The organism is Mycobacterium sp. NGS15 (assembly GCF_059813245.1).
In genome coordinates, this window is record NZ_JCALEF010000006.1 from 447,981 (window position 1) to 464,211 (window position 16,231).

Annotated in this window: 26 protein-coding genes; 4 read left to right on the forward strand and 22 right to left on the reverse strand. The window is 62.6% G+C overall.

Features of this window, described 5'->3' with window-relative positions; genetic code table 11:
• Nucleotides 1–28: 28 nt before the first annotated feature.
• The 6 genes from AC5Y5C_RS19870 to AC5Y5C_RS19895 all read right to left on the reverse strand — a co-directional run bounded on the left by AC5Y5C_RS19870 (nt 29) and on the right by AC5Y5C_RS19895 (nt 6,060).
• The gene (locus AC5Y5C_RS19870) at nt 29–1,204 is read right to left on the reverse strand and encodes a hypothetical protein (RefSeq protein ID WP_499975590.1); all 1,176 of its coding nucleotides are present in this window, start codon (nt 1,202–1,204) and stop codon (nt 29–31) included.
• Nucleotides 1,188–2,639, reverse strand: coding sequence for a phage portal protein (locus tag AC5Y5C_RS19875; protein WP_499975594.1), 1,452 nt, complete (start codon nt 2,637–2,639; stop codon nt 1,188–1,190). Before AC5Y5C_RS19875 ends, AC5Y5C_RS19870 begins: the two co-directional genes overlap by 17 nt.
• A gap of 13 nt (nt 2,640–2,652) precedes the next feature.
• A complete protein-coding gene (locus tag AC5Y5C_RS19880) occupies nt 2,653–4,302 on the reverse strand; it encodes a terminase large subunit domain-containing protein (RefSeq protein WP_499975596.1) in 1,650 nt (549 codons plus the stop codon).
• Nucleotides 4,303–4,311: 9 nt separating this feature from the next.
• Nucleotides 4,312–4,779 (reverse strand): phage terminase small subunit, encoded by a 468-nt coding sequence (locus tag AC5Y5C_RS19885; RefSeq protein WP_499975599.1) that lies wholly within the window; start codon nt 4,777–4,779, stop codon nt 4,312–4,314.
• Nucleotides 4,780–5,005: 226 nt separating this feature from the next.
• Nucleotides 5,006–5,569 carry a hypothetical protein gene (locus AC5Y5C_RS19890; RefSeq protein ID WP_499975601.1) on the reverse strand — a complete coding sequence of 188 codons (564 nt, stop codon included), beginning with the start codon at nt 5,567–5,569 and terminating at the stop codon, nt 5,006–5,008.
• Between the two features lie 149 nt (nt 5,570–5,718).
• Nucleotides 5,719–6,060: an HNH endonuclease gene (locus AC5Y5C_RS19895; RefSeq protein ID WP_499975605.1), complete on the reverse strand. Its 342-nt coding sequence runs from the start codon at nt 6,058–6,060 to the stop codon at nt 5,719–5,721.
• A 125-nt stretch (nt 6,061–6,185) separates the two neighbouring features.
• Between AC5Y5C_RS19895 and AC5Y5C_RS19900 the strand changes: the two genes are divergently transcribed.
• Nucleotides 6,186–6,344, forward strand: a complete 159-nt coding sequence (locus AC5Y5C_RS19900; RefSeq protein ID WP_499975606.1) for a hypothetical protein — start codon at nt 6,186–6,188, stop codon at nt 6,342–6,344.
• Between the two features lie 31 nt (nt 6,345–6,375).
• On the opposite strand, the gene AC5Y5C_RS19905 is transcribed toward AC5Y5C_RS19900, so the two are convergent.
• From AC5Y5C_RS19905 to AC5Y5C_RS19915, 3 genes are all read right to left on the reverse strand, one after another.
• A complete protein-coding gene (locus tag AC5Y5C_RS19905) occupies nt 6,376–6,645 on the reverse strand; it encodes a DUF7213 family protein (RefSeq protein WP_499975608.1) in 270 nt (89 codons plus the stop codon).
• A gap of 2 nt (nt 6,646–6,647) precedes the next feature.
• A complete protein-coding gene (locus tag AC5Y5C_RS19910; RefSeq protein ID WP_499975610.1) occupies nt 6,648–6,839 on the reverse strand; it encodes a hypothetical protein in 192 nt (63 codons plus the stop codon).
• 133 nt (nt 6,840–6,972) lie between these two features.
• Complete coding sequence (locus AC5Y5C_RS19915; RefSeq protein WP_499975613.1) at nt 6,973–7,386, reverse strand: hypothetical protein; 414 nt, start codon at nt 7,384–7,386, stop codon at nt 6,973–6,975.
• Nucleotides 7,387–7,693: 307 nt separating this feature from the next.
• Between AC5Y5C_RS19915 and AC5Y5C_RS19920 the strand changes: the two genes are divergently transcribed.
• The gene (locus AC5Y5C_RS19920; RefSeq protein WP_499975614.1) at nt 7,694–8,068 is read left to right on the forward strand and encodes a hypothetical protein; all 375 of its coding nucleotides are present in this window, start codon (nt 7,694–7,696) and stop codon (nt 8,066–8,068) included.
• A 43-nt stretch (nt 8,069–8,111) separates the two neighbouring features.
• Here the strand turns inward: AC5Y5C_RS19920 and AC5Y5C_RS19925 are convergent, their stop codons facing one another.
• The 4 genes from AC5Y5C_RS19925 to AC5Y5C_RS19940 all read right to left on the reverse strand — a co-directional run bounded on the left by AC5Y5C_RS19925 (nt 8,112) and on the right by AC5Y5C_RS19940 (nt 10,437).
• Complete coding sequence (locus tag AC5Y5C_RS19925; protein ID WP_499975616.1) at nt 8,112–8,435, reverse strand: hypothetical protein; 324 nt, start codon at nt 8,433–8,435, stop codon at nt 8,112–8,114.
• Nucleotides 8,435–8,983 (reverse strand): DUF6968 family protein, encoded by a 549-nt coding sequence (locus AC5Y5C_RS19930; protein ID WP_499975618.1) that lies wholly within the window; start codon nt 8,981–8,983, stop codon nt 8,435–8,437. The genes AC5Y5C_RS19925 and AC5Y5C_RS19930 overlap by 1 nt, the downstream gene beginning before the upstream one ends.
• A 141-nt stretch (nt 8,984–9,124) precedes the next feature.
• Nucleotides 9,125–10,099, reverse strand: a complete 975-nt coding sequence (locus tag AC5Y5C_RS19935; RefSeq protein ID WP_499975620.1) for a hypothetical protein — start codon at nt 10,097–10,099, stop codon at nt 9,125–9,127.
• Nucleotides 10,096–10,437: a hypothetical protein gene (locus AC5Y5C_RS19940; protein ID WP_499975621.1), complete on the reverse strand. Its 342-nt coding sequence runs from the start codon at nt 10,435–10,437 to the stop codon at nt 10,096–10,098. The genes AC5Y5C_RS19935 and AC5Y5C_RS19940 overlap by 4 nt, the downstream gene beginning before the upstream one ends.
• A 289-nt stretch (nt 10,438–10,726) precedes the next feature.
• On the opposite strand from AC5Y5C_RS19940, the gene AC5Y5C_RS19945 reads away from it, so the two are divergent.
• A complete protein-coding gene (locus AC5Y5C_RS19945; RefSeq protein ID WP_499975622.1) occupies nt 10,727–10,915 on the forward strand; it encodes a hypothetical protein in 189 nt (62 codons plus the stop codon).
• 274 nt (nt 10,916–11,189) lie between these two features.
• On the opposite strand, the gene AC5Y5C_RS19950 is transcribed toward AC5Y5C_RS19945, so the two are convergent.
• Nucleotides 11,190–11,522 carry a WhiB family transcriptional regulator gene (locus AC5Y5C_RS19950; RefSeq protein ID WP_499975623.1) on the reverse strand — a complete coding sequence of 111 codons (333 nt, stop codon included), beginning with the start codon at nt 11,520–11,522 and terminating at the stop codon, nt 11,190–11,192.
• Nucleotides 11,523–11,697: 175 nt separating this feature from the next.
• On the reverse strand, nt 11,698–12,246 hold the full coding sequence (locus tag AC5Y5C_RS19955) for a DUF1643 domain-containing protein (RefSeq protein WP_499975625.1): 549 nt from the start codon (nt 12,244–12,246) through the stop codon (nt 11,698–11,700).
• A 12-nt stretch (nt 12,247–12,258) separates the two neighbouring features.
• Here AC5Y5C_RS19955 and AC5Y5C_RS19960 point away from each other — a divergent pair, with 12 nt between their 5' ends.
• On the forward strand, nt 12,259–12,444 hold the full coding sequence (locus AC5Y5C_RS19960) for a hypothetical protein (RefSeq protein WP_499975626.1): 186 nt from the start codon (nt 12,259–12,261) through the stop codon (nt 12,442–12,444).
• Here AC5Y5C_RS19960 and AC5Y5C_RS19965 read toward each other — a convergent pair.
• From AC5Y5C_RS19965 to AC5Y5C_RS19995, 7 genes are read right to left on the reverse strand one after another with little or no spacing between them, the layout of a single operon-like run.
• Complete coding sequence (locus AC5Y5C_RS19965) at nt 12,417–12,764, reverse strand: hypothetical protein (RefSeq protein ID WP_499975628.1); 348 nt, start codon at nt 12,762–12,764, stop codon at nt 12,417–12,419. The two genes, AC5Y5C_RS19960 and AC5Y5C_RS19965, sit on opposite strands and share 28 nt — an antisense overlap.
• Nucleotides 12,761–13,549, reverse strand: coding sequence for a hypothetical protein (locus AC5Y5C_RS19970; RefSeq protein WP_499975630.1), 789 nt, complete (start codon nt 13,547–13,549; stop codon nt 12,761–12,763). Before AC5Y5C_RS19970 ends, AC5Y5C_RS19965 begins: the two co-directional genes overlap by 4 nt.
• On the reverse strand, nt 13,549–13,887 hold the full coding sequence (locus AC5Y5C_RS19975) for a GIY-YIG nuclease family protein (RefSeq protein WP_499975632.1): 339 nt from the start codon (nt 13,885–13,887) through the stop codon (nt 13,549–13,551). The genes AC5Y5C_RS19970 and AC5Y5C_RS19975 overlap by 1 nt, the downstream gene beginning before the upstream one ends.
• Entirely contained in the window at nt 13,887–14,744 is an 858-nt protein-coding gene (locus AC5Y5C_RS19980) for a hypothetical protein (RefSeq protein ID WP_499975634.1), read from the reverse strand. Before AC5Y5C_RS19980 ends, AC5Y5C_RS19975 begins: the two co-directional genes overlap by 1 nt.
• Nucleotides 14,744–15,010, reverse strand: coding sequence for a hypothetical protein (locus tag AC5Y5C_RS19985; protein ID WP_499975636.1), 267 nt, complete (start codon nt 15,008–15,010; stop codon nt 14,744–14,746). Before AC5Y5C_RS19985 ends, AC5Y5C_RS19980 begins: the two co-directional genes overlap by 1 nt.
• Nucleotides 15,007–15,720 (reverse strand): DNA-binding protein, encoded by a 714-nt coding sequence (locus AC5Y5C_RS19990; protein WP_499975638.1) that lies wholly within the window; start codon nt 15,718–15,720, stop codon nt 15,007–15,009. Before AC5Y5C_RS19990 ends, AC5Y5C_RS19985 begins: the two co-directional genes overlap by 4 nt.
• Entirely contained in the window at nt 15,717–16,067 is a 351-nt protein-coding gene (locus AC5Y5C_RS19995) for a hypothetical protein (protein ID WP_499975640.1), read from the reverse strand. Before AC5Y5C_RS19995 ends, AC5Y5C_RS19990 begins: the two co-directional genes overlap by 4 nt.
• Nucleotides 16,068–16,231: the final 164 nt, after the last annotated feature.

The window sequence follows — 16,231 nt, forward strand, 5'->3', positions numbered from 1 at the left end:
CACCGGTGCGGTGGAAGTCTTTGCGGCGCTATGCCGTGAGATCGCGTTGCAACTTGGCGATCTGCGTGCGGTGGTAGACCACCGCGGGCGAGTTCTCGGCAGCGCCGTTGGCGGTCAGGTCCGCAAGGCTGTGCTCCAGGCCCGGTAGAAGACGCTGGGCGACCTGCGCCTTGGTCTCAGACCTGTTGGCACCGGACGAGTTCGCCTGCGCAGCGCGTTTCTTGGCGTCGCGTGGCTTGTACGCCTTGATGGGCACGAGCACTGGGCCGAGTTCGCCGTGCTCGTCAACCTGGTAGCGCGTGCGCTTGAGGTGGGCGGCAGAGGTTCCGCCGGCGTCGTCGTACAGCTGCGACAGGTCCATGGAGTTCAGCTGTTCGGCGGGGTCGAAGTCTTCGGTGACGACGCCGTAGGTGCATTTGCATTTGTTGTGGATAGGCAGCAGCTCGGTGACGCGGTAGATCCGGTCGGCGGCCGCGATGCACAGGCCGCAGGTTCCGGTACTGGACAGCTCAGGATGGATAATCCGGCGGGTACCAATGATCTTGGACTTGCCGAGATTGTCGAGGTCGACCGCCTGGGCGATCATTTCGGCCTGCGCCAACCGCTGGGCGAGCATCAGGTTGTCCTCTACCAGCGTGTCGATCCGCAGCCCGGATTCGCGCGCCGCGTCCTCGCGCGCGCCACCCTCGGATTCGATCCAGCGGAATCCCACCGCGGGTCGGGTGAAGATCTCCTCGGTCGTCATCTCTTGCACCGATACTTCAGCTGTCGTGCCGTTGGAGTACTCGATTGTGCTGGGCTCACGCACCAGCGTTAGGGCGCCGCCGCGGACCTGCACGCCTCGTGCGCGCACATTGAGCGGATTGGATGGCTGCGCCTTGGTCGGCAGCCCCATCGAGGCGAGCTGTTGGGCGATGCCGGCTGCTGCTCCCCGCGCTGATGCGGTCTGTGCGGATCGCATGACCTTGGCGGCCTGGATGGCGAAGTCTCGCACCGATTTGTCGCTGTAGGGGTTGGTCGATGCCCACAATCGACGCAGTACCGATTTGGCGTAGTCGGCAGCTCTCTCGCGTACGGCGATCGTGCTCGTGGAGGCCGCTGTGGCCACAGCTAGGACTGTCTCGGACTGTGGCTTGGCTTGCTGCGCGGCGTATGCCGCGGCCGCCAGTGCCACCGCGTCTTGGTAGTCAGGCGGCAGGGGCATTGGCCGCCGTCTGGTCGGCTTGTGGCGCCGGCACGGTGGGCGTGGTGGGAGCGTTGGGGAGCAAGATGAGTTCGGCGGCGAGCTGGCTGATGTTCTCTGCCGCCTCCTCCGGGGACATCTCCCAGATGCGTTCGCATCGCTGCTCCAATGACAGGGTTCCAATCGACTGCGAGGACGCGGACGCCTTCTCGGCCAAGGTGCGGAATTCGATCGGGCCCCAGTGCAGCTTGATGGCAGATCCCCGGTCCTGCTTGGAGAGCGCGAACGTGATGCGCCATAGCAGTTTTAGCGACGGTGTGAGCCGGGCGCGACGATCGCGCACCTTGGAGGTGGCGGACTCGCGAATCAGGCCCGCGCCGGCGGCGGAGCCATTCGCGGCATCCGGGGTAATCAGGTGCAGTGGAGTGCTGGTGACCGCGGCGAATTCCTTGACATCGTCGCGCTTGGCATTGAGGAATGCCCCGAAGTCCGATTGTGCCGACTCCCAGATATCGAAGTCGGACGGGATCTGCCAGAGCGAGCCGGGATCGGCCCTGAACACCTTGCTCAGGTCGGCCGGTTCGGTACCCGGCTCGTCATCATCGTCGTCATCCTGGTCGCCCTTGATGGCGCGCTGGCGTAGGGCCTGGTACCAGAAGCCGATGATGCGCTGCAGGGTGACATCGTTGATGCGGTCCAGTAGGTCGATGTGGGGTTCGTACTCCCCCAGCCCCAAGGCGTTGTCGAATCGGACGATGGGGATACCACCGAATTCGTCCAACCCTTCGATCGGCTCGAATTCCGGGTCGGGCGTGTCGTTCCAGGCGTTGCCTTCCATCCGGAAGGTCCACTTTTGGCCGGGCAGGAACACGTACGCCTTGTGCTGCTCCTTGATCGGATCCCATTCGCGCACAATGGCCGCACACAGCCGTATCGGGTTCTCTGGATCGGGGATGCCGACGCACCGGCGTGGGTCGATGGCGTGGATTGTCGGGTACGGATGGCCTGGAACTGTCATGGCGTAGCCCTCGGCCATGGAGAAGACGAAGTCGAGTAGGTCCTTGAAGACGGCTAGGAAACCCGAGTCCTCCATGATCTGGGCGGCCACGTCATCGCCATTGGTGTCCGAATCGGCAAGGGTTGAAACCGCTTGCAGTTCCATGCGGTCGAGCATCGCGTTGACACACATCGGCGCATAGTTCGAGCGCGCCTTGCGCATCACATCGCGGAAGACTTCTTGGTACTCCTCGGCCACCTGCGGCAGCGGCGGATCACCGGTCCGGTAGGACCACAGGGTGTCGAGAACCTGGTTGCGGGGCAGCCGGTATCGCTGCACGCCCCCGCACCGGCCGTCATTCGGGCGTGGCCGCTTGTCCAGCCAGGGCTGACGCATGACCGCGGTAAATCTCGCGTTGAGCCGGGTAAACCACTGGCTCGGGGTGAGCTCGGTGTCCAAATCCTCACCCCTTCTATCGAATTCGCGATATCACACGCTTAGTTGGCTTGACCAGTCCGAACACTTCCATCCGGGCCTGCCAAGACAAGATGGATGCCATGCAGAGGTCGAACTTGCGGTCCCGGTGCAGCTTCCCCAGAATCCAGAGCTGTTTTCCGGTCTCCAGGTCCTGACGATTCAGGAAGTGCTTTCCGGCGTTTCCGACGTGGCGCACGAGATCGCCTTCATCGTCTTCGTTGTGCGTGATCCGGCCTGTGACAATGGCATCCCCATAGGCCTGGATCGTCTTGATCATCCGGTCCTGCTTGTTGGTCCAGAATTCCTGGACAATCGGCCTCTTGGTGATCCGGCTCTCGCCGTATCGGACCGCCCAGTCCCCGATGGTCGAATTCCAGTGCGGCGGATCGGCGTACATCAACAGCACTCGGCACGTCTTGAACACTTCGCAGACCGCGGCGTCGACTTCCCTCTCATCGACTTCCCACTCGGCGGGGGCATCGAGGGGCTTCTCGCACAAGTACGCTTTCTGCTGCATGCCAGAACGGACGTCGGTGACAACCAACCCGGTTGCGTCGCGGAACCGCGCGCCGTCGAACCCCAGCGTGACGAACGCGCGCCGCGGGATCCAAATCCCAGGTAGCCCGAGCGCCTTGAAGCGCCGGATGTTGAATGCCTGGGCGCCCTGCTGGGTCCACCGGTTGGTCCATACTCGCTCGAGGTAGGCCTTGTCCGCCTTGGGATCGTCCCACTGGGCCGCAAGGTCCTCCAGATCGGTACGTGCGGAGAGCTCGGGACCGGAGGCCTCCCGGATCGCCTCTACCCGGTCCTCGAACTTGTCGAGATCCCAACCGTCGGACGCTTGCCGATGGAAATAGAACATGCGGGGGCGCTCTACCTCGCCGCGCTTGATTGCCTCCGCGAGAAAGTGGTCATCCTCGGCCTGCGAGTTCTGCCCTGGCTCGCCGGCCGTCGTCGTGGACAGCGACCAGGGATCTTGGGCCATACGCTTGCCCAGGTTGGCTTCCATCGTCTGGATGGCCGCCTTGTGGTTCGGCAGGTACAGCCGGTGGGTCTCGTCATAGCCCTGAAAGGTCGTGCGGCCTCCGTCATTCGAGTTCGGTGCGTTCGCCAGGGCGACGGCCTTACCGTCAGCCTTGCCGTCCTCACCGATTCGTAGGATGCGATCGAGCGCGGCGTCGAACACGTCGGCATCGACACACTCTTCGCAGATGACCTTGAGCGCACCGTAGGCCAGCTCTTCGACCTGGTCCTTAGTGTTGGCCAGCAGCGGTATGTACGGATCCACCACCGGGCGTCCCTGAGCCAGACCACATGGCGCGTCTTCATCGAAGCCGTTGAACCGCACCGGTGATTCCGGGTGCAACTCGAGATAGGCGACCAGGGCCATGAACTCGGTCTTGGCCGAGCCCTTGCGCCACGACACCGCACCGCGCTTGAACCGGCGCCGGCCAGCGCGCCGATGGCCCTTGGGCCAGTGCTCGTAGAGCCGGTAGAGCACATACCGCCAGTCCTCGGCAAGGGTGATCGGCTCACCCTTGAGATCACCTGGGCCATGGCACGCACGTTCTTCGAGGAAGTCGCACAGTTGATCCCCCAATGTGGGGAACAGCTCGCCGGTATCCGGCGGGACAATCAGTTCCAACGCAAGCCGTTACACGACGTGCAGATTCGCCCGCGCGACACGAGGATCGGGCTTGGCCGGCGCCTTCTTGGCGGGAGCCTTGCTGGCGGCCCGGCGCTGGGCCGTCGACTGCGCCGCACCTTCGCCGCGCTCAATCTCCCACTGCAGCGACCGGCGCGACATCGGCGTCAATCCGCACTGCGAAAGCAGCTGCCGGATCTCGGCGGCCAGCGCCTTGCACTCGTTCGGCAAGGTGCCCGAATGCCAGAACAGCTGCATCAGCCGGGCGACCATGTACAGCGAGTCGATGTCCGATTCGGTCCACTCCGGAACCATTGGCGAGGACCACGCCCGCGTCCACCAGTCCTGCACCTGCTGGTGCCACCTGCCCTTCGGCAGCTCCGGGATGGTCGGGTTGGCCTGGGCCTTGAGTACTGCGCGAGTAGTTGACGTGTTCCGCCGAGCGCGCAGTGAGGGGTCTTTGGGCTGACGTGGCATGACTGAACTCCTATGTCAGGATGGTTGACTCCCATGTCGGGAATGTCGTTGCGCGACAGGCGAATGCGCGCGATCTGTGCATGTCCGGAAAATGTGGGGATCCGTACACGGCGGATTTCACAGAGCGTTACGGCTGTCCAAGGTGACCCGGGGAGGGGGTGGACCCCCTGGGGTTAGTGGTACCCATGCCCGTCCGCGTCCATTGCAACGTTCCACCATCTGTCAATCAATCCACAGCGGCGGAGTCAAGTTCATCACGCAGGGTCTCGAAGAACTTCTTGCGGATCTCGAATGTCTCTTTACTTGATGGTTCGCCAGTCTCGAAGTGGCCGAGGGAGGTTCGCAGAAAATCCAATAGGGCTGCGGCACTGCTTTCGAGGCCACTGACTCGCATCTGCTCAACGACGACATATGCCTTCACCATCATTGAGTCGAAGTCCCCTCTGAACTCGGAGTCCTCGGCCCTCTCCGGGTTGGTACCGCCCGCCATAGAGGTGGTGTGGATATCATGCAGGAGAGTCACCGCGGCTTCGATGAGTGCTTGTCGCTGGACGTTTCGCGCTAGCTCAAGCTCGGCTCGTCTGGCTTTGCGGGCCAACTCTGCCGCCGCTTCTCGATCGTTTCGCGCTTCCCTCGCGGTCGCCGCCAGCTGAGACCTAAGCCCGTGATATGCGATCGCTGCCGCAAGCAGGGCGATAGTCGCGGCGACGACTGTGGCGATCGGCTGCGTGAACCAAGTCGACTGATGGGGTCCAAGTTTGTCCATGACCTCGGGCGGAAGATTCACCACGATTGTCTGGGTTGGCGATGATGTCGGCATCGGTAGCGCAGGCGGAAGTGGAGGAGGCGGAAGTGGAGGAGGCGTTGGCACGAGGTGCATTCTCGCCAATACCCGTCGATGACAAGGATGGAATGGCTGTACTGGTACCTGCCTCTGCCTCAGCCCCGGTCCTCAGTTCTGGCCTTGTGGTCATTGCACGGCTGGCACGCAGCACGCAGGTTCTTCGGATCGAACGCGAGATCTGGCCGGCGCGAGGCGGGCTGCTCCTTGTCCACCACAGTGGCTCGCCCCATGCAGATCCCCTCGTACTGGATGCGGCAGCGATAGCGGTCTCGGTCCAGGATCTTCGGGACCAGCTCTCTCCAACGGCGCTGACTGGTGACCCGACTGGACGCTGTGCGTGGCCCGCTCCACGCCTCGGTGTGCTCAGGGCAGTAGCGGGTGAAGCGGATCAGGTTGGGACATCCAGGCACTGGACACGGACGCGGCGCTCTTGGCATCAGCGCCCCCTCTTGCGCCCAACCGCCGTTGACGACAGGGGCCGTATTCACAAATCACCCACGCGGATTGGGCAAGACCCACTTGGATGGTGCTGTCAGACATCAGCCACGGGAAGGACGTGCACATGGCACTACCGGAATTCATCGAGATTGCGGAACACAAATTCAAGGTCTCGGAGTTGGCGGGCGACCTTAGTGACATTGAGATCGCCCAATACTTCCTACTTCGTCAGATCGCTGGGGATATCAACGCCATCGCCAGCAAGATCGAGGCCCGGCCATGATGCACAAAGGCTATGGCTCCCTCGCCCATCGTCAGTCCACAACGCGCGCTGACGACAGGAACTCCTGGGCTTGCGAGAGCAATCCGGTGGTGATGTACGTCGGCTGAGATCCGTGTTGCGGATAGACGCTGACGTATCCAACGCGATCGCCCTCGTCATCGATACCCTGCGCGCCGACGATGAGCACGTAATCGGTGGGTGTGTAGCGCACGCCGTCGTCGGTCTCGGCCTCGGTGACGGCAGTGAGTTCGCGGACACCTTCATCGATCTTGGCGTACGCGGCTCTACGCGCGTCGTCCATGGTCAGTGCTTGGCGTTGTAGTGCGCGGAGAAGTGCTGCGCGAGATCCGGTACGCGCACGTCGTATTCGGTGGTCGCGGTGCCGTCGGGCTGTGGCTTGATCTGCCCCACGCCGTCGATGAGACCGGTGCACTCGATGACGTCGTTGCAGCGCGGGCAGTCGATGTTGACGACCGCGGAGTGCGTGGCGGGCACATTGCCTCCTGGGGTTTGGTGGGTGAGGCGCCGGACGCAGGTCCGTCCTCGTCCGAAATAGGTCGGCGTCATGGGACGGCCTTGCCGGAAGCGGTACAACCATGGCAATGAACCGGTTTGACGCCCGGCGCGCTCAGCCCGGCTTGTAGGCCTTGCAGAATGCGTGCACGGCCAGGAGTGCCGCCGCGAGAGCCTGCAGGTCATCGACCGAGAAGGGCGACGACACCCCGAAGATCGAGGCCTGATCACCCTTGGGTGTGTGGCGGATTCGGATCTCGCCGTCGGCCCAGGGCTGGCCGACGATCGGGACGCGCACCGAGTAGGTGCCGTACTGATCTCGCTCCACCGCGGGCAGCTCAACTATCTGGTATCCCCGAACTTTCAGACCATCCGGGAGTACCGACGCGATGAGCTCGGCCACCAGCTCCTGTGAGTGCACCCCGTGGCGCCGCTCTTCGGTGAACTTCTCGACGGTGATCGAACTCAACAAGTTTGGGGTGGCCGCGACACACTCAGCGATCGCCTTGTGCACACGCCACTCGAACACATGTTCGATACTAGATCTGACTGCGGCTCCCCGGCAAGCCATGTAGATAGGGCCGCCACGAGACGAAAAGACCCCGCCTGACGAAACAGACGGGGTCGGGGAGATTACTGCAGGTCAGCGACCTATTTTGGGGATAGTTGCGCTACTGCTATCCGTATTCTACGAGGCCAGAGCACTAATTACAAGCGCGTGATTTACGCTCGGGTCGGGGCCACCCGGAGAGCAAATCCTCGCAATCCGACGGATCACCACTGGCAGGCGGCTTGGCACTGCTAGACATAGTCCGAGCGCAAGGAGATTAGGCAAGATGCTTGAGGAAATTTCAAGACTGGCCGAGGCTGCCGCCGATTCCGCTCGTCGAACCGCGATGGATCAGGGCGATGCAAGTTACGCCACTGGATACGCACAAGGCAGGGCGCAAGGGTTGAGTGACGCCGCTGCTGTGATCTCTCAGTCGGGTGCTGACACAACCGCGGCCAGCGAGTTGGCCGAGCTAGCGCGCGCCGCGGCATGGGGGCTTGCCAAGGGCGGTGATCTGGACTCGTTGCAAGATCAGGGGAAGGCGGCGTTGCTCGGGCGATGGGACATCCTGGACGCCGCGGCCCGTGCCGGTATCCGCATCGACACGAACGCCGAAGGTATAGGTTCGATTTACAGCCGTGCGGATCTCGAACGGACATAGCGTCATTGCCACGCCCCCCTCGTACTGACTCCCCGGAAAAGCGCTAGCCGTCGGTCATGATCCACCCGCCGGGAAAGACTCCGTAGGTGACACTGCATCTGACATTTGATGTTGACTTGATCAGGCCGTTGTTCGTCATCGCTGCAATCACCTGGCCGTCACGCAAGATTCGGCACGTCAACTCGCCGAGCTCTCTCTTCTCGTGGCTGGCACCAAGACTGATTCCCCAACGCTCATCGGGCTCGACCTCCTGCGACCACGGCAGGTTCGCAAGAACGGTGTCGCCGCCACCTGCAGCGGTGTAGGTAATCGCTACCTTCTCGGCATATGTGCCGGTTACTTCCAGTGAGAAACGTCCAGTACTCATCACACCGGGCGCGGACGCTCTAAGCATCCCAAGTAGTGGTTGTGCGCAATCCTGACGCACCTGGTGTATGCAGGCTCAGTCAAGCCAAGGCACGCACGGACGGCCCTCTCGTACCGGTGCAAACAGAAATCGTCGTCATCTGGAGGGTTGGCAACACTCTCCAGATCAATTTCATCTTCGGCGTGAGAACCACAGCAACCAGAATCGCCTTCTACTTCCGACATGCGAGCTGCCCGGAAGGTCAGGTCCTTCGTCCGAAGGAAGCCCGGCTCCTCGCCGGTCTCGAGCCGTAGCCCTGGGCCGAAACGCTGAGCGAGATCTCCAATGACGGCGAGTGCTGAGGTGATTGCATCGACGCTGTCGACACCGAAGGCCAGCGACACCAGTGGATCAAACCCCGGGCCCTCAACGCTGAACTTGCAGAACCATCCACCTTCGGCTGAATCGGAGAGATAGGGAGTACCAAGCCCCACCTTGACTTCGCCTCCGTCGCCAGTCTTCAACAACCGCTGGGCAACATAGTCACCACTGGCCGAAAAGTCTGTCATCTATTTGCCCCAACCCCTCTAACGACCGGGCGCCCTTGCTGCCCCGATAACAGTCGCAGTTTATGCCAGACCCGCGGAAGTCGCCCGACATTCAGCAAATACCCCAGCCACCCGCCCATCCGCGGCGCACTGAGGACCAAATCAGGCGCTCGCCCGCCTACGCTCCCGCCGACGATGAGTGGGCTTCTCCGTTTCCTTCTCGCGGAGCTTGGCCATCACATCGTCGTAGGCGTAGAGCTCCTTGCAGCCTGGTGTCCGGTGCTGGTTACGTTGGCCGTCGGCGTGCAGATACAACCGCGGCACGACGCGGTGCAGCACCTTATAGAACGTCGAGGGCGGAGGTGCCTCGCCGGTGAGCTTCATCATGCGCAGCACGTCGGCCCCCGTCATGGGTTGATCGCGGGCCCGGGCGCGCATGTCCTCGCGAAGTTCATCGACGCCGTACGTCGATCGGCACCGCGGGCATCCCACGACGCTCTCGCCCTTCTCGGCGTAGAGCTTCACTCCGCACGTCAGGGGCACACCTTCGTCGCTCTCTCCCATCGGCTTCGAGCACTCCCCGAAGAGTTGGAGCTCGGGGCGGTCGATGGCCCTGTGCGCCTTCTTGGTCAGCGTTACGAGTCCGTCGTAGAGCTCGGCAGCGTTCTCTTCGGACATGATCGCCAGGAGGTTGTGGGCCAGCCAGCGCGCCATGTCGGCACTCGTCGCCGTGTAGTCAGCGGGGATGCGGCGCCACCCGGGCCGCAAGGGACCGATGAACTCCGGCTCCGCCGACTCCAGCGGCAGGAACCGGATGCGACGCCCCTCAGTGATCTGCTTGACCCACGAGGTTAGTTCGGCATGGATGTTGTGGCGCAACTTCGATGCCCGGTTATCCGGGAGTAGTGGCATGGAATCAGGCGCCGTGCGGACACTGCTCGAGCCCATGCGGGTCTGCAGGTAGGCCGACTCCATGAGGCGGTCCATGTACCAGATGATGCCCGGCTCCTCCCCCTGCGCCTCGGTTCCCTTGCGGCGGGCCACCTTCTCACCGACGAGAAGGCGGCGGATGGCCTTGCCGCAGTTCCAGCACAGGAACAGTTCGCAGCGTTCTCCACAGCGAGTGCATTCGGTCACGCGATCCGCACCTTTCCTCCGTACACGAACAGAAACGACACCTGTTGGAACAACTCCTCACTCCTAGGGTGGTCGGGCTGCTCTCGGACCAGCCGAATCACGTTACGCACCAACAGAAGAATCACCATGCGATTCCCCGGATAGACCACCCACTGCTCTCGCGGAAACTCAGGGCCAATGGCGTCGCGGCGCTCAGTGCTGCGCTCGAAGTTCGACCAGTCGGTCCCCTCAAACCAGTCATCCGGGTTGAACGGGTTGGACGGCAGGCGTTCGGCCACCAGCTGGGCGTACTCAGCCGCCACCTCGGACTCCAGCGTGTCGAGATCAGTTGCGCCCATATGTCACCTCCGCTATATCGATGTCGTCCTGGTTGGCTTCTAGTTCGGCTATCGCTTGCAAAACGGGTGAGTTGTCAATCACTGGGCCACCGCCTCACTGTGACGCTCAGATCAGTTAGGCCTTTGAGGAACTCACCGATGGGCATCAACCTGGATTCCAGTGCCTTGCACGTCATGCAGAACCACACACGGTCGTGATGCTCGTCGGACTCGGAGCAGAGCTCTCGGGCTTGGTGGGAGACGGCTGCGGGGACCTTCATCTCTCTAGCTCCGCGTCGAACAGGCGCGCGTGCGTCCCGTTGATCTTGCGGCCATTGACCAGTGCGGCGCATTCCGCGCACGGGTGGTGCCGGTAGCCCGGGCCGGTTACGCCGCCACCGACGCTGAATCCGACTACGTGGATCCCATTTTGGCGCCGATGCCGGTCAAATCCGCACAGGCACGGACCCGTGCCGCCATGGGCGCCGGGACCAGCTAGGTGGACATCCAAAACGGTGCCGGTCTCAAGCAGGGTGTACGGCTCATTAGGGCGTGAGCATTCGACGGTTATCAGGTTGTCCGGACCGTTAGTCATCAGAAACCGCCCCGCTTTCGATGCTTGTACAGCCTCGTGGGCCACCAGAAGATAGAGGTATTGCCGCCGAGATCGAACAGGAAATCGCTGTGAACCCAAGGCTTGTCGGTGTTCACGAATAGACCTACGAGGCAGATCGGAGGTATCCACCCGAGTAGGGCAATCCATGGACTGGTCTTCATCCCGCTTTCCTTCCATTGCCACTACTGTTGTCTCGCTTGACTTTGCGTCTATCGCGCTCAGACAGTCCGCCCCAGATCCCGAACCGTTCGTCGTGCGCGAGTGCGTACTCGCCGCACTCCGCGGCGACCTCGCAGCCCCGACAGATCGCCTTGGCCTGCGCGGTGGATCCGCCCTTCTCAGGGAAGAACGCCTCGGGATCGGTCTGGGCGCATAGCGCACGCCCTTGCCAATCCAGGTCGCCTGAGAACGATGTGACCCGCAGGGCAATCGACTTCGGGAGCGTGATGCTCTGCTTGGGCTTGTAGGCGCCCCGTCGCGGCTGTGGCATCACGCACCTGCTTTTAGTCGACCGAGACACGGGAAGGTCTTGTGCGCCTTAGTCCCCGGGAAGTAGCAGCGGATGCCAGCGACGGCTTCGCAGGTCGGGCAGTCGCGCCGTATGGCGTCGTTCACGTCGTACGCGCCAGGTCGCTCCGGACGGCCGGTGTCTTCCTCGTAGTCGCTCATGAGGCCAGCTCCAGCCGATACGGCACCGGTTGGGTCGCACCACTGACGTAGAGCGGATGTTTCGGTGAGCCGTTGGCGTTAGTACCGAGGCAAAACAGCGCTGGCCGCTGAATCACACTGCGCTGCCATCCGAATGGATATCCGCTCCACCAGCCAACCGCAGCCGGATGGGAACCCCAGGCAACGATCGTGCGGTCGGCGTCGGTGCGGCTCAGATGATCACGGTTCTCGGGCCCAATCGGATCTAGCGCGTTCGCAAGCTCGGTCGGGTCAGTGGCGCGGTATGCGTAGAGGTTGCGCACCGTGATGCCGCCGTAGCTCCAGCGCCGCGCGAACCCGATGCACCGGCGGATTGTCGGGTCATCAACCGTGCCATCAGCCGTCGATGGGTTCAGCATGATGAACTCCACAAGCGGTCCGTCATCCCATCTACGAGTGAGTTCGTAGCGGTAGGTGCCACATGCGCTTATCGCCGCAGAGCGCACGTCCATCTCCTGGCGGAAGGGACTTTCGAATCCATCGACGGCGTCTGTCCAGTCGCTCACGCGCCCCCCCCGATGAATGCACCAGCAGTCCGGGCAAACCTCAATGAGTCCACCGATCTCACCGGGGCAGTCGTCATGAACCAGCTCGTCGTCCTCGTAGTGCACGTCCTCGCCGGGATGAATCCGGTTGTCGCAGCCGCCACACCGTCCCGGGTACTTCGCCTCGAAGCTCATAGCGGCATCACCGGGCCGATGTAGTCCGAGACCAACTTTCCGGTCATGCCGCAGCTGCACGCACCGTCGGTTCCGACAAGCTGTCGTACCGATTCCTCGATGTGCTTCTTGCAGTCATCACAAAGGTCGTAGACCTTGTAGTGCTCCGCGTCACCCCGTCTAACCCAGCCATGGATGCGGGCCGCCCACTTCGCTTCCTGATCGCATCGAGTCTCGTGACACGGGCATACGACGAACAGGCACTGGCAGGATGTCGCGCCCATACCGCCGACGATCCCGGCGATATCGACCTTGGGACGCTCCAGGACGCCCGTAGAACCTGCAGAATGCTGTTCCTGGCTCATCCGGCCGCCCTCCCATGGTTCGCATCGCTGTGGACGAGCTGGAGGGCTGGCGCGGCGCCGTGGGTGCATTTCACGGCCGAGTCATCCGGAGAGTCCAGACGCCAACCTGCGCTGTCGCATTCGGCGCAGTCGCGACGCCGTTCGACGGCAGATTGCCGTTCGGCCTTCTCGCGGACAATTCGCTCTTCATCCCAGCGTTGGCGCGCTTCGCGATGACGCTTGCACGGGCGGCACGGACTCTCGGTTCCGTCAGGATGCTTTGGGCAGGATTCGGGTGGGGGCGCGTAGCGCTCGGGTGGGGAGCCACTCACTGACGGCTCATCACCGCACTCGCTCGCGACGCCCCCCTTCCCTTGATCCCCTCCCTTGATCCCTTGATCCCACAGTGAGTCGTCAGTGATCGATCCGTGAGCATTCAGTGAATCCTCAGTGATTTCAACATCATCACTGGTGGGTAGCGGTTTATTGGACGCAGAAGGGCGGTTGATCTTCTGGTGATGCCAGGCAATGACCTTCAAGTAGCGTCGGCCACTCACTACATGCCTGTATCGGATGATGTGACCGTTGCTTGAGAGCTCAGTGAGCGCTCCCTGAATCATCAGTGAGACGGTGTCGATGTCGTCGCGCGGGAACAGATCTGAGCGGATCAGGTTCAGGTTGTCCTCCCCCACCCCATTGTCATCGACGTAGTTCCAGAGCCCAATGAAGAACAGTCGGGTGAAGTAGTCCAGCGCCGCGGTATCTGCCGAGCGCCAATACTCGGGCTTGACGGAACGGATGCGCATTACTCGGGGACCTCCGGCGTCGGCGTATGGATGTTGTTCACGCTGTTGAACAGTGGCCGCAGGAGGTAGATCAGACGCTCCTCGGCTTCGTAGGCGTCCTCCTGACAAGCGAAGGGCTGGATGGTGATGCGCCCAACCAATGGCCACCACGCTTGAAGACGCCGGTGCTGCGCAAGGCGTGTGTAGAGCTGTTTGGTCACTCCCACGTAGAGGGGTGCCTTCACCCGCCCCTGCGACTCGTACATGGCGTAGACGAACCAGTCGGCCGTCTTGCCCGTCTCGCGCCACCCGGAGGGTCTGCCGCCACTGAGGTTGATACCCGTGTGATCCTTTGCCATTAGGCACCCTCCTGATTCGCAATTTCAGGCTGAGCAGCGGCCATAAATTCGGCCAGACTCGCGTCGTATTCGTCTAGATGGCGCCGCACGGATTCGGTGCTGTTGTGCCGATTTCCTATGCGAAGCAATGCATCCTGGAGCCCACCTAGCGCCAGCGCGGCCTTTCCGAGGCGGCCGACGAACTCCAAGTCCACCTTGTTCCGGGGCGTCCAGACGCGGTCGCTCCAGTCGATCTGAGCGCCGATGGTGTCCTCGAGGATCTTGAGTCGTTCGGCCGCCGGGCCCGCCTCGGGTGCCTCACGGATCCGGCGCTCCACCTCACGCGCGATCAGCTTCTCGCGGTCGGCATCGACTTGCTCGGCGCGTTTGGCCACGGTCTCCCGGATCTCCTGCGCGCGCAGGGTGTCGTAGCGCGCCACGATCGAGCGCATGGCATCCCAGGAGGGCGTGTGATCAGCCTTCACCGCTGCCGGCGTGTGTATGGACATCCGGGTCTTCGACTTCCCCGGCGACATCAGACCCCAACCGGGCGGAAGCTCGCCGTCCTGGACGATGGACGGGTCGCTCACTACCAGCCACCAGGAATGACACTGATCGGCCCACTGATCGGCCTTGCCCGGTTTGTTCAGCTCGTTGAGCCAGTCGGCGCGGCTGATCTTGAGCTCATGGCCAACCAGGATGCGACCGCTCGATGACGTGAACCCAACATAGATGGCATCCGCGCGCGCCGAGGCACCCCAGCTGCCATTGCCGCCTACCTCGTGCAGGAAGACCCCACCAGGCAGTGGCTGTCCGGGCTTGATGTAGTGCCGACGCAGAAGCGCCAGCAGTTCAGCGGTTTTCAGTGCGGACGCCATCAGAACTCCATCGAGTCACGTAGTTCGGAACATCCCCCGCGCTGGTCACATCCGAGGCGCCGTGCCTTGTCGGCAGGCGTCAACTCCCCAAAGCAGCGGCACATTACGAACTCATCGTCTGTGTCGAGATCGTCCACGTCATCGCTCAGATCTGGCAGGAGTTCTCCGCACTCACGACACTGCAGCAAGTCGCACGCGGCGGTCGGGTCGAGCGCGATGTGGAGGCAATTCTCGGTGGACATGTCCTTCACGCCTTGCTCCGTCATGCCGCGGCCTTCCGTCGTAGTTGCGTCTTCACTGAGTCCGGCTGGATGCCCATCGCTTCGGCGATCTGCTCGTCGTCGTCGCAGACCCACTGGAGGTCTTCGTACTCCTGCATCCATGTCGACTTGCCGCCGAGATCCGGTATGGCGCTGGGGTCATCGATGGAGTCCTCGTCCCACGCGAACGGTGGGTGCCAACCCTTCTGCTGCGCGAGGGTTCGCAACCGATTCGACGGACCAGGAGTCATCTGCAACTGGCCGAACAACTCGGCGATCTGCCTGGCACGGCTTGTGGCTACGGTTGTTCGATGGACGTGATTTTCCAGGGTGGAGGGCGTTATCCCAATCTCCTTAGCAAGTAACGTGATTGGCCAGCCGATGGCCGTCAGTGCCCGCAGGCGCCGCACCGTCCCCGTCGCGTCGATAGTCGCCGTATCGCCAACTCTCATGGGAATAGCGAGAATCCGGGTAGCCGTTACCTTGAGCATCGTCGGGTAGGACACATCGCGGATTCGATCCAGACCGGCGCGGCTGATACCAGCCTGCTTAGCAATATCGACCCAGGAATGCCCGAGGGAATGAAGCTGCGCGATGTGCTCCCTCGCCGGCCCGGGGTCGACATACCCGCGGTCTGCGAGTTTGTAGTGCGGATTGCAGAATCCTTGACGGCGCCGGATACCTGCCCGATGGCAGCTGGGCCTCTTGCATTTCATGCCGCCTCCAGGTTTCCGTCGTTGTGCAGCAGTACGTGCAGCTCGTGCCGGTAGAACACCCGGACGTCCGCGGGCTCCGCGTTCTGGTCGACAATGAACCCGAGCTTGCGGGCCTGGCCACGTTCTCCGGTCTCCAGGAAGGTGTGGCACCAGGTGCACGCCATCAGCCCATTGGCTGCCAGTCGCGATGACTGGCGCTTGGTGCCGCCGTTGCCGCGTGGCCGTCGATGGTGGCCAACCAGCTGACTGCCGCTGCCCTGACACACATTGGGCCACTGGACCTCACAAAGACCTCCAGAGCGCTCACGCATGAGCCGCAGCGCCACGGCCGTGAACTCGGCCGTCATGCGGCCGACCGCCTATCGATCAACAACCAGGTGTACGCCAGCTGGACTTCCTCGCTGGTCATCGGACGCGCCCACGGCGGCCTGAGTGCTGCCGCAATCGAATTCATGCCCAGCTCGCAGTCATGGCACATGCAATCCCGGTGGTTTCGCACGACGCAATAGCG

Bases quoted from the DNA above. Each gene is read 5' to 3' on its own strand.
- AC5Y5C_RS19905 (WP_499975608.1), bottom strand. From the start codon at position 6,645: ATGGACGACGCGCGTAGAGCCGCGTACGCCAAGATCGATGAAGGTGTC.
- AC5Y5C_RS19990 (WP_499975638.1), bottom strand. From the start codon at position 15,720: ATGAAATGCAAGAGGCCCAGCTGCCATCGGGCAGGTATCCGGCGCCGT.
- AC5Y5C_RS19925 (WP_499975616.1), bottom strand. From the start codon at position 8,435: ATGAGTACTGGACGTTTCTCACTGGAAGTAACCGGCACATATGCCGAG.
- AC5Y5C_RS19950 (WP_499975623.1), bottom strand. From the start codon at position 11,522: ATGCCACAGCCGCGACGGGGCGCCTACAAGCCCAAGCAGAGCATCACG.
- AC5Y5C_RS19960 (WP_499975626.1), top strand. From the start codon at position 12,259: ATGAATGCACCAGCAGTCCGGGCAAACCTCAATGAGTCCACCGATCTC.
- AC5Y5C_RS19930 (WP_499975618.1), bottom strand. From the start codon at position 8,983: ATGACAGACTTTTCGGCCAGTGGTGACTATGTTGCCCAGCGGTTGTTG.
- AC5Y5C_RS19985 (WP_499975636.1), bottom strand. From the start codon at position 15,010: ATGACGGAGCAAGGCGTGAAGGACATGTCCACCGAGAATTGCCTCCAC.
- AC5Y5C_RS19975 (WP_499975632.1), bottom strand. From the start codon at position 13,887: ATGGCAAAGGATCACACGGGTATCAACCTCAGTGGCGGCAGACCCTCC.
- AC5Y5C_RS19920 (WP_499975614.1), top strand. From the start codon at position 7,694: ATGCTTGAGGAAATTTCAAGACTGGCCGAGGCTGCCGCCGATTCCGCT.
- AC5Y5C_RS19965 (WP_499975628.1), bottom strand. From the start codon at position 12,764: ATGAGCCAGGAACAGCATTCTGCAGGTTCTACGGGCGTCCTGGAGCGT.
- AC5Y5C_RS19970 (WP_499975630.1), bottom strand. From the start codon at position 13,549: ATGCGCATCCGTTCCGTCAAGCCCGAGTATTGGCGCTCGGCAGATACC.
- AC5Y5C_RS19940 (WP_499975621.1), bottom strand. From the start codon at position 10,437: ATGGGCGCAACTGATCTCGACACGCTGGAGTCCGAGGTGGCGGCTGAG.
- AC5Y5C_RS19885 (WP_499975599.1), bottom strand. From the start codon at position 4,779: ATGCCACGTCAGCCCAAAGACCCCTCACTGCGCGCTCGGCGGAACACG.
- AC5Y5C_RS19895 (WP_499975605.1), bottom strand. From the start codon at position 6,060: ATGCCAAGAGCGCCGCGTCCGTGTCCAGTGCCTGGATGTCCCAACCTG.
- AC5Y5C_RS19980 (WP_499975634.1), bottom strand. From the start codon at position 14,744: ATGGCGTCCGCACTGAAAACCGCTGAACTGCTGGCGCTTCTGCGTCGG.
- AC5Y5C_RS19870 (WP_499975590.1), bottom strand. From the start codon at position 1,204: ATGCCCCTGCCGCCTGACTACCAAGACGCGGTGGCACTGGCGGCCGCG.
- AC5Y5C_RS19900 (WP_499975606.1), top strand. From the start codon at position 6,186: ATGGCACTACCGGAATTCATCGAGATTGCGGAACACAAATTCAAGGTC.
- AC5Y5C_RS19995 (WP_499975640.1), bottom strand. From the start codon at position 16,067: ATGACGGCCGAGTTCACGGCCGTGGCGCTGCGGCTCATGCGTGAGCGC.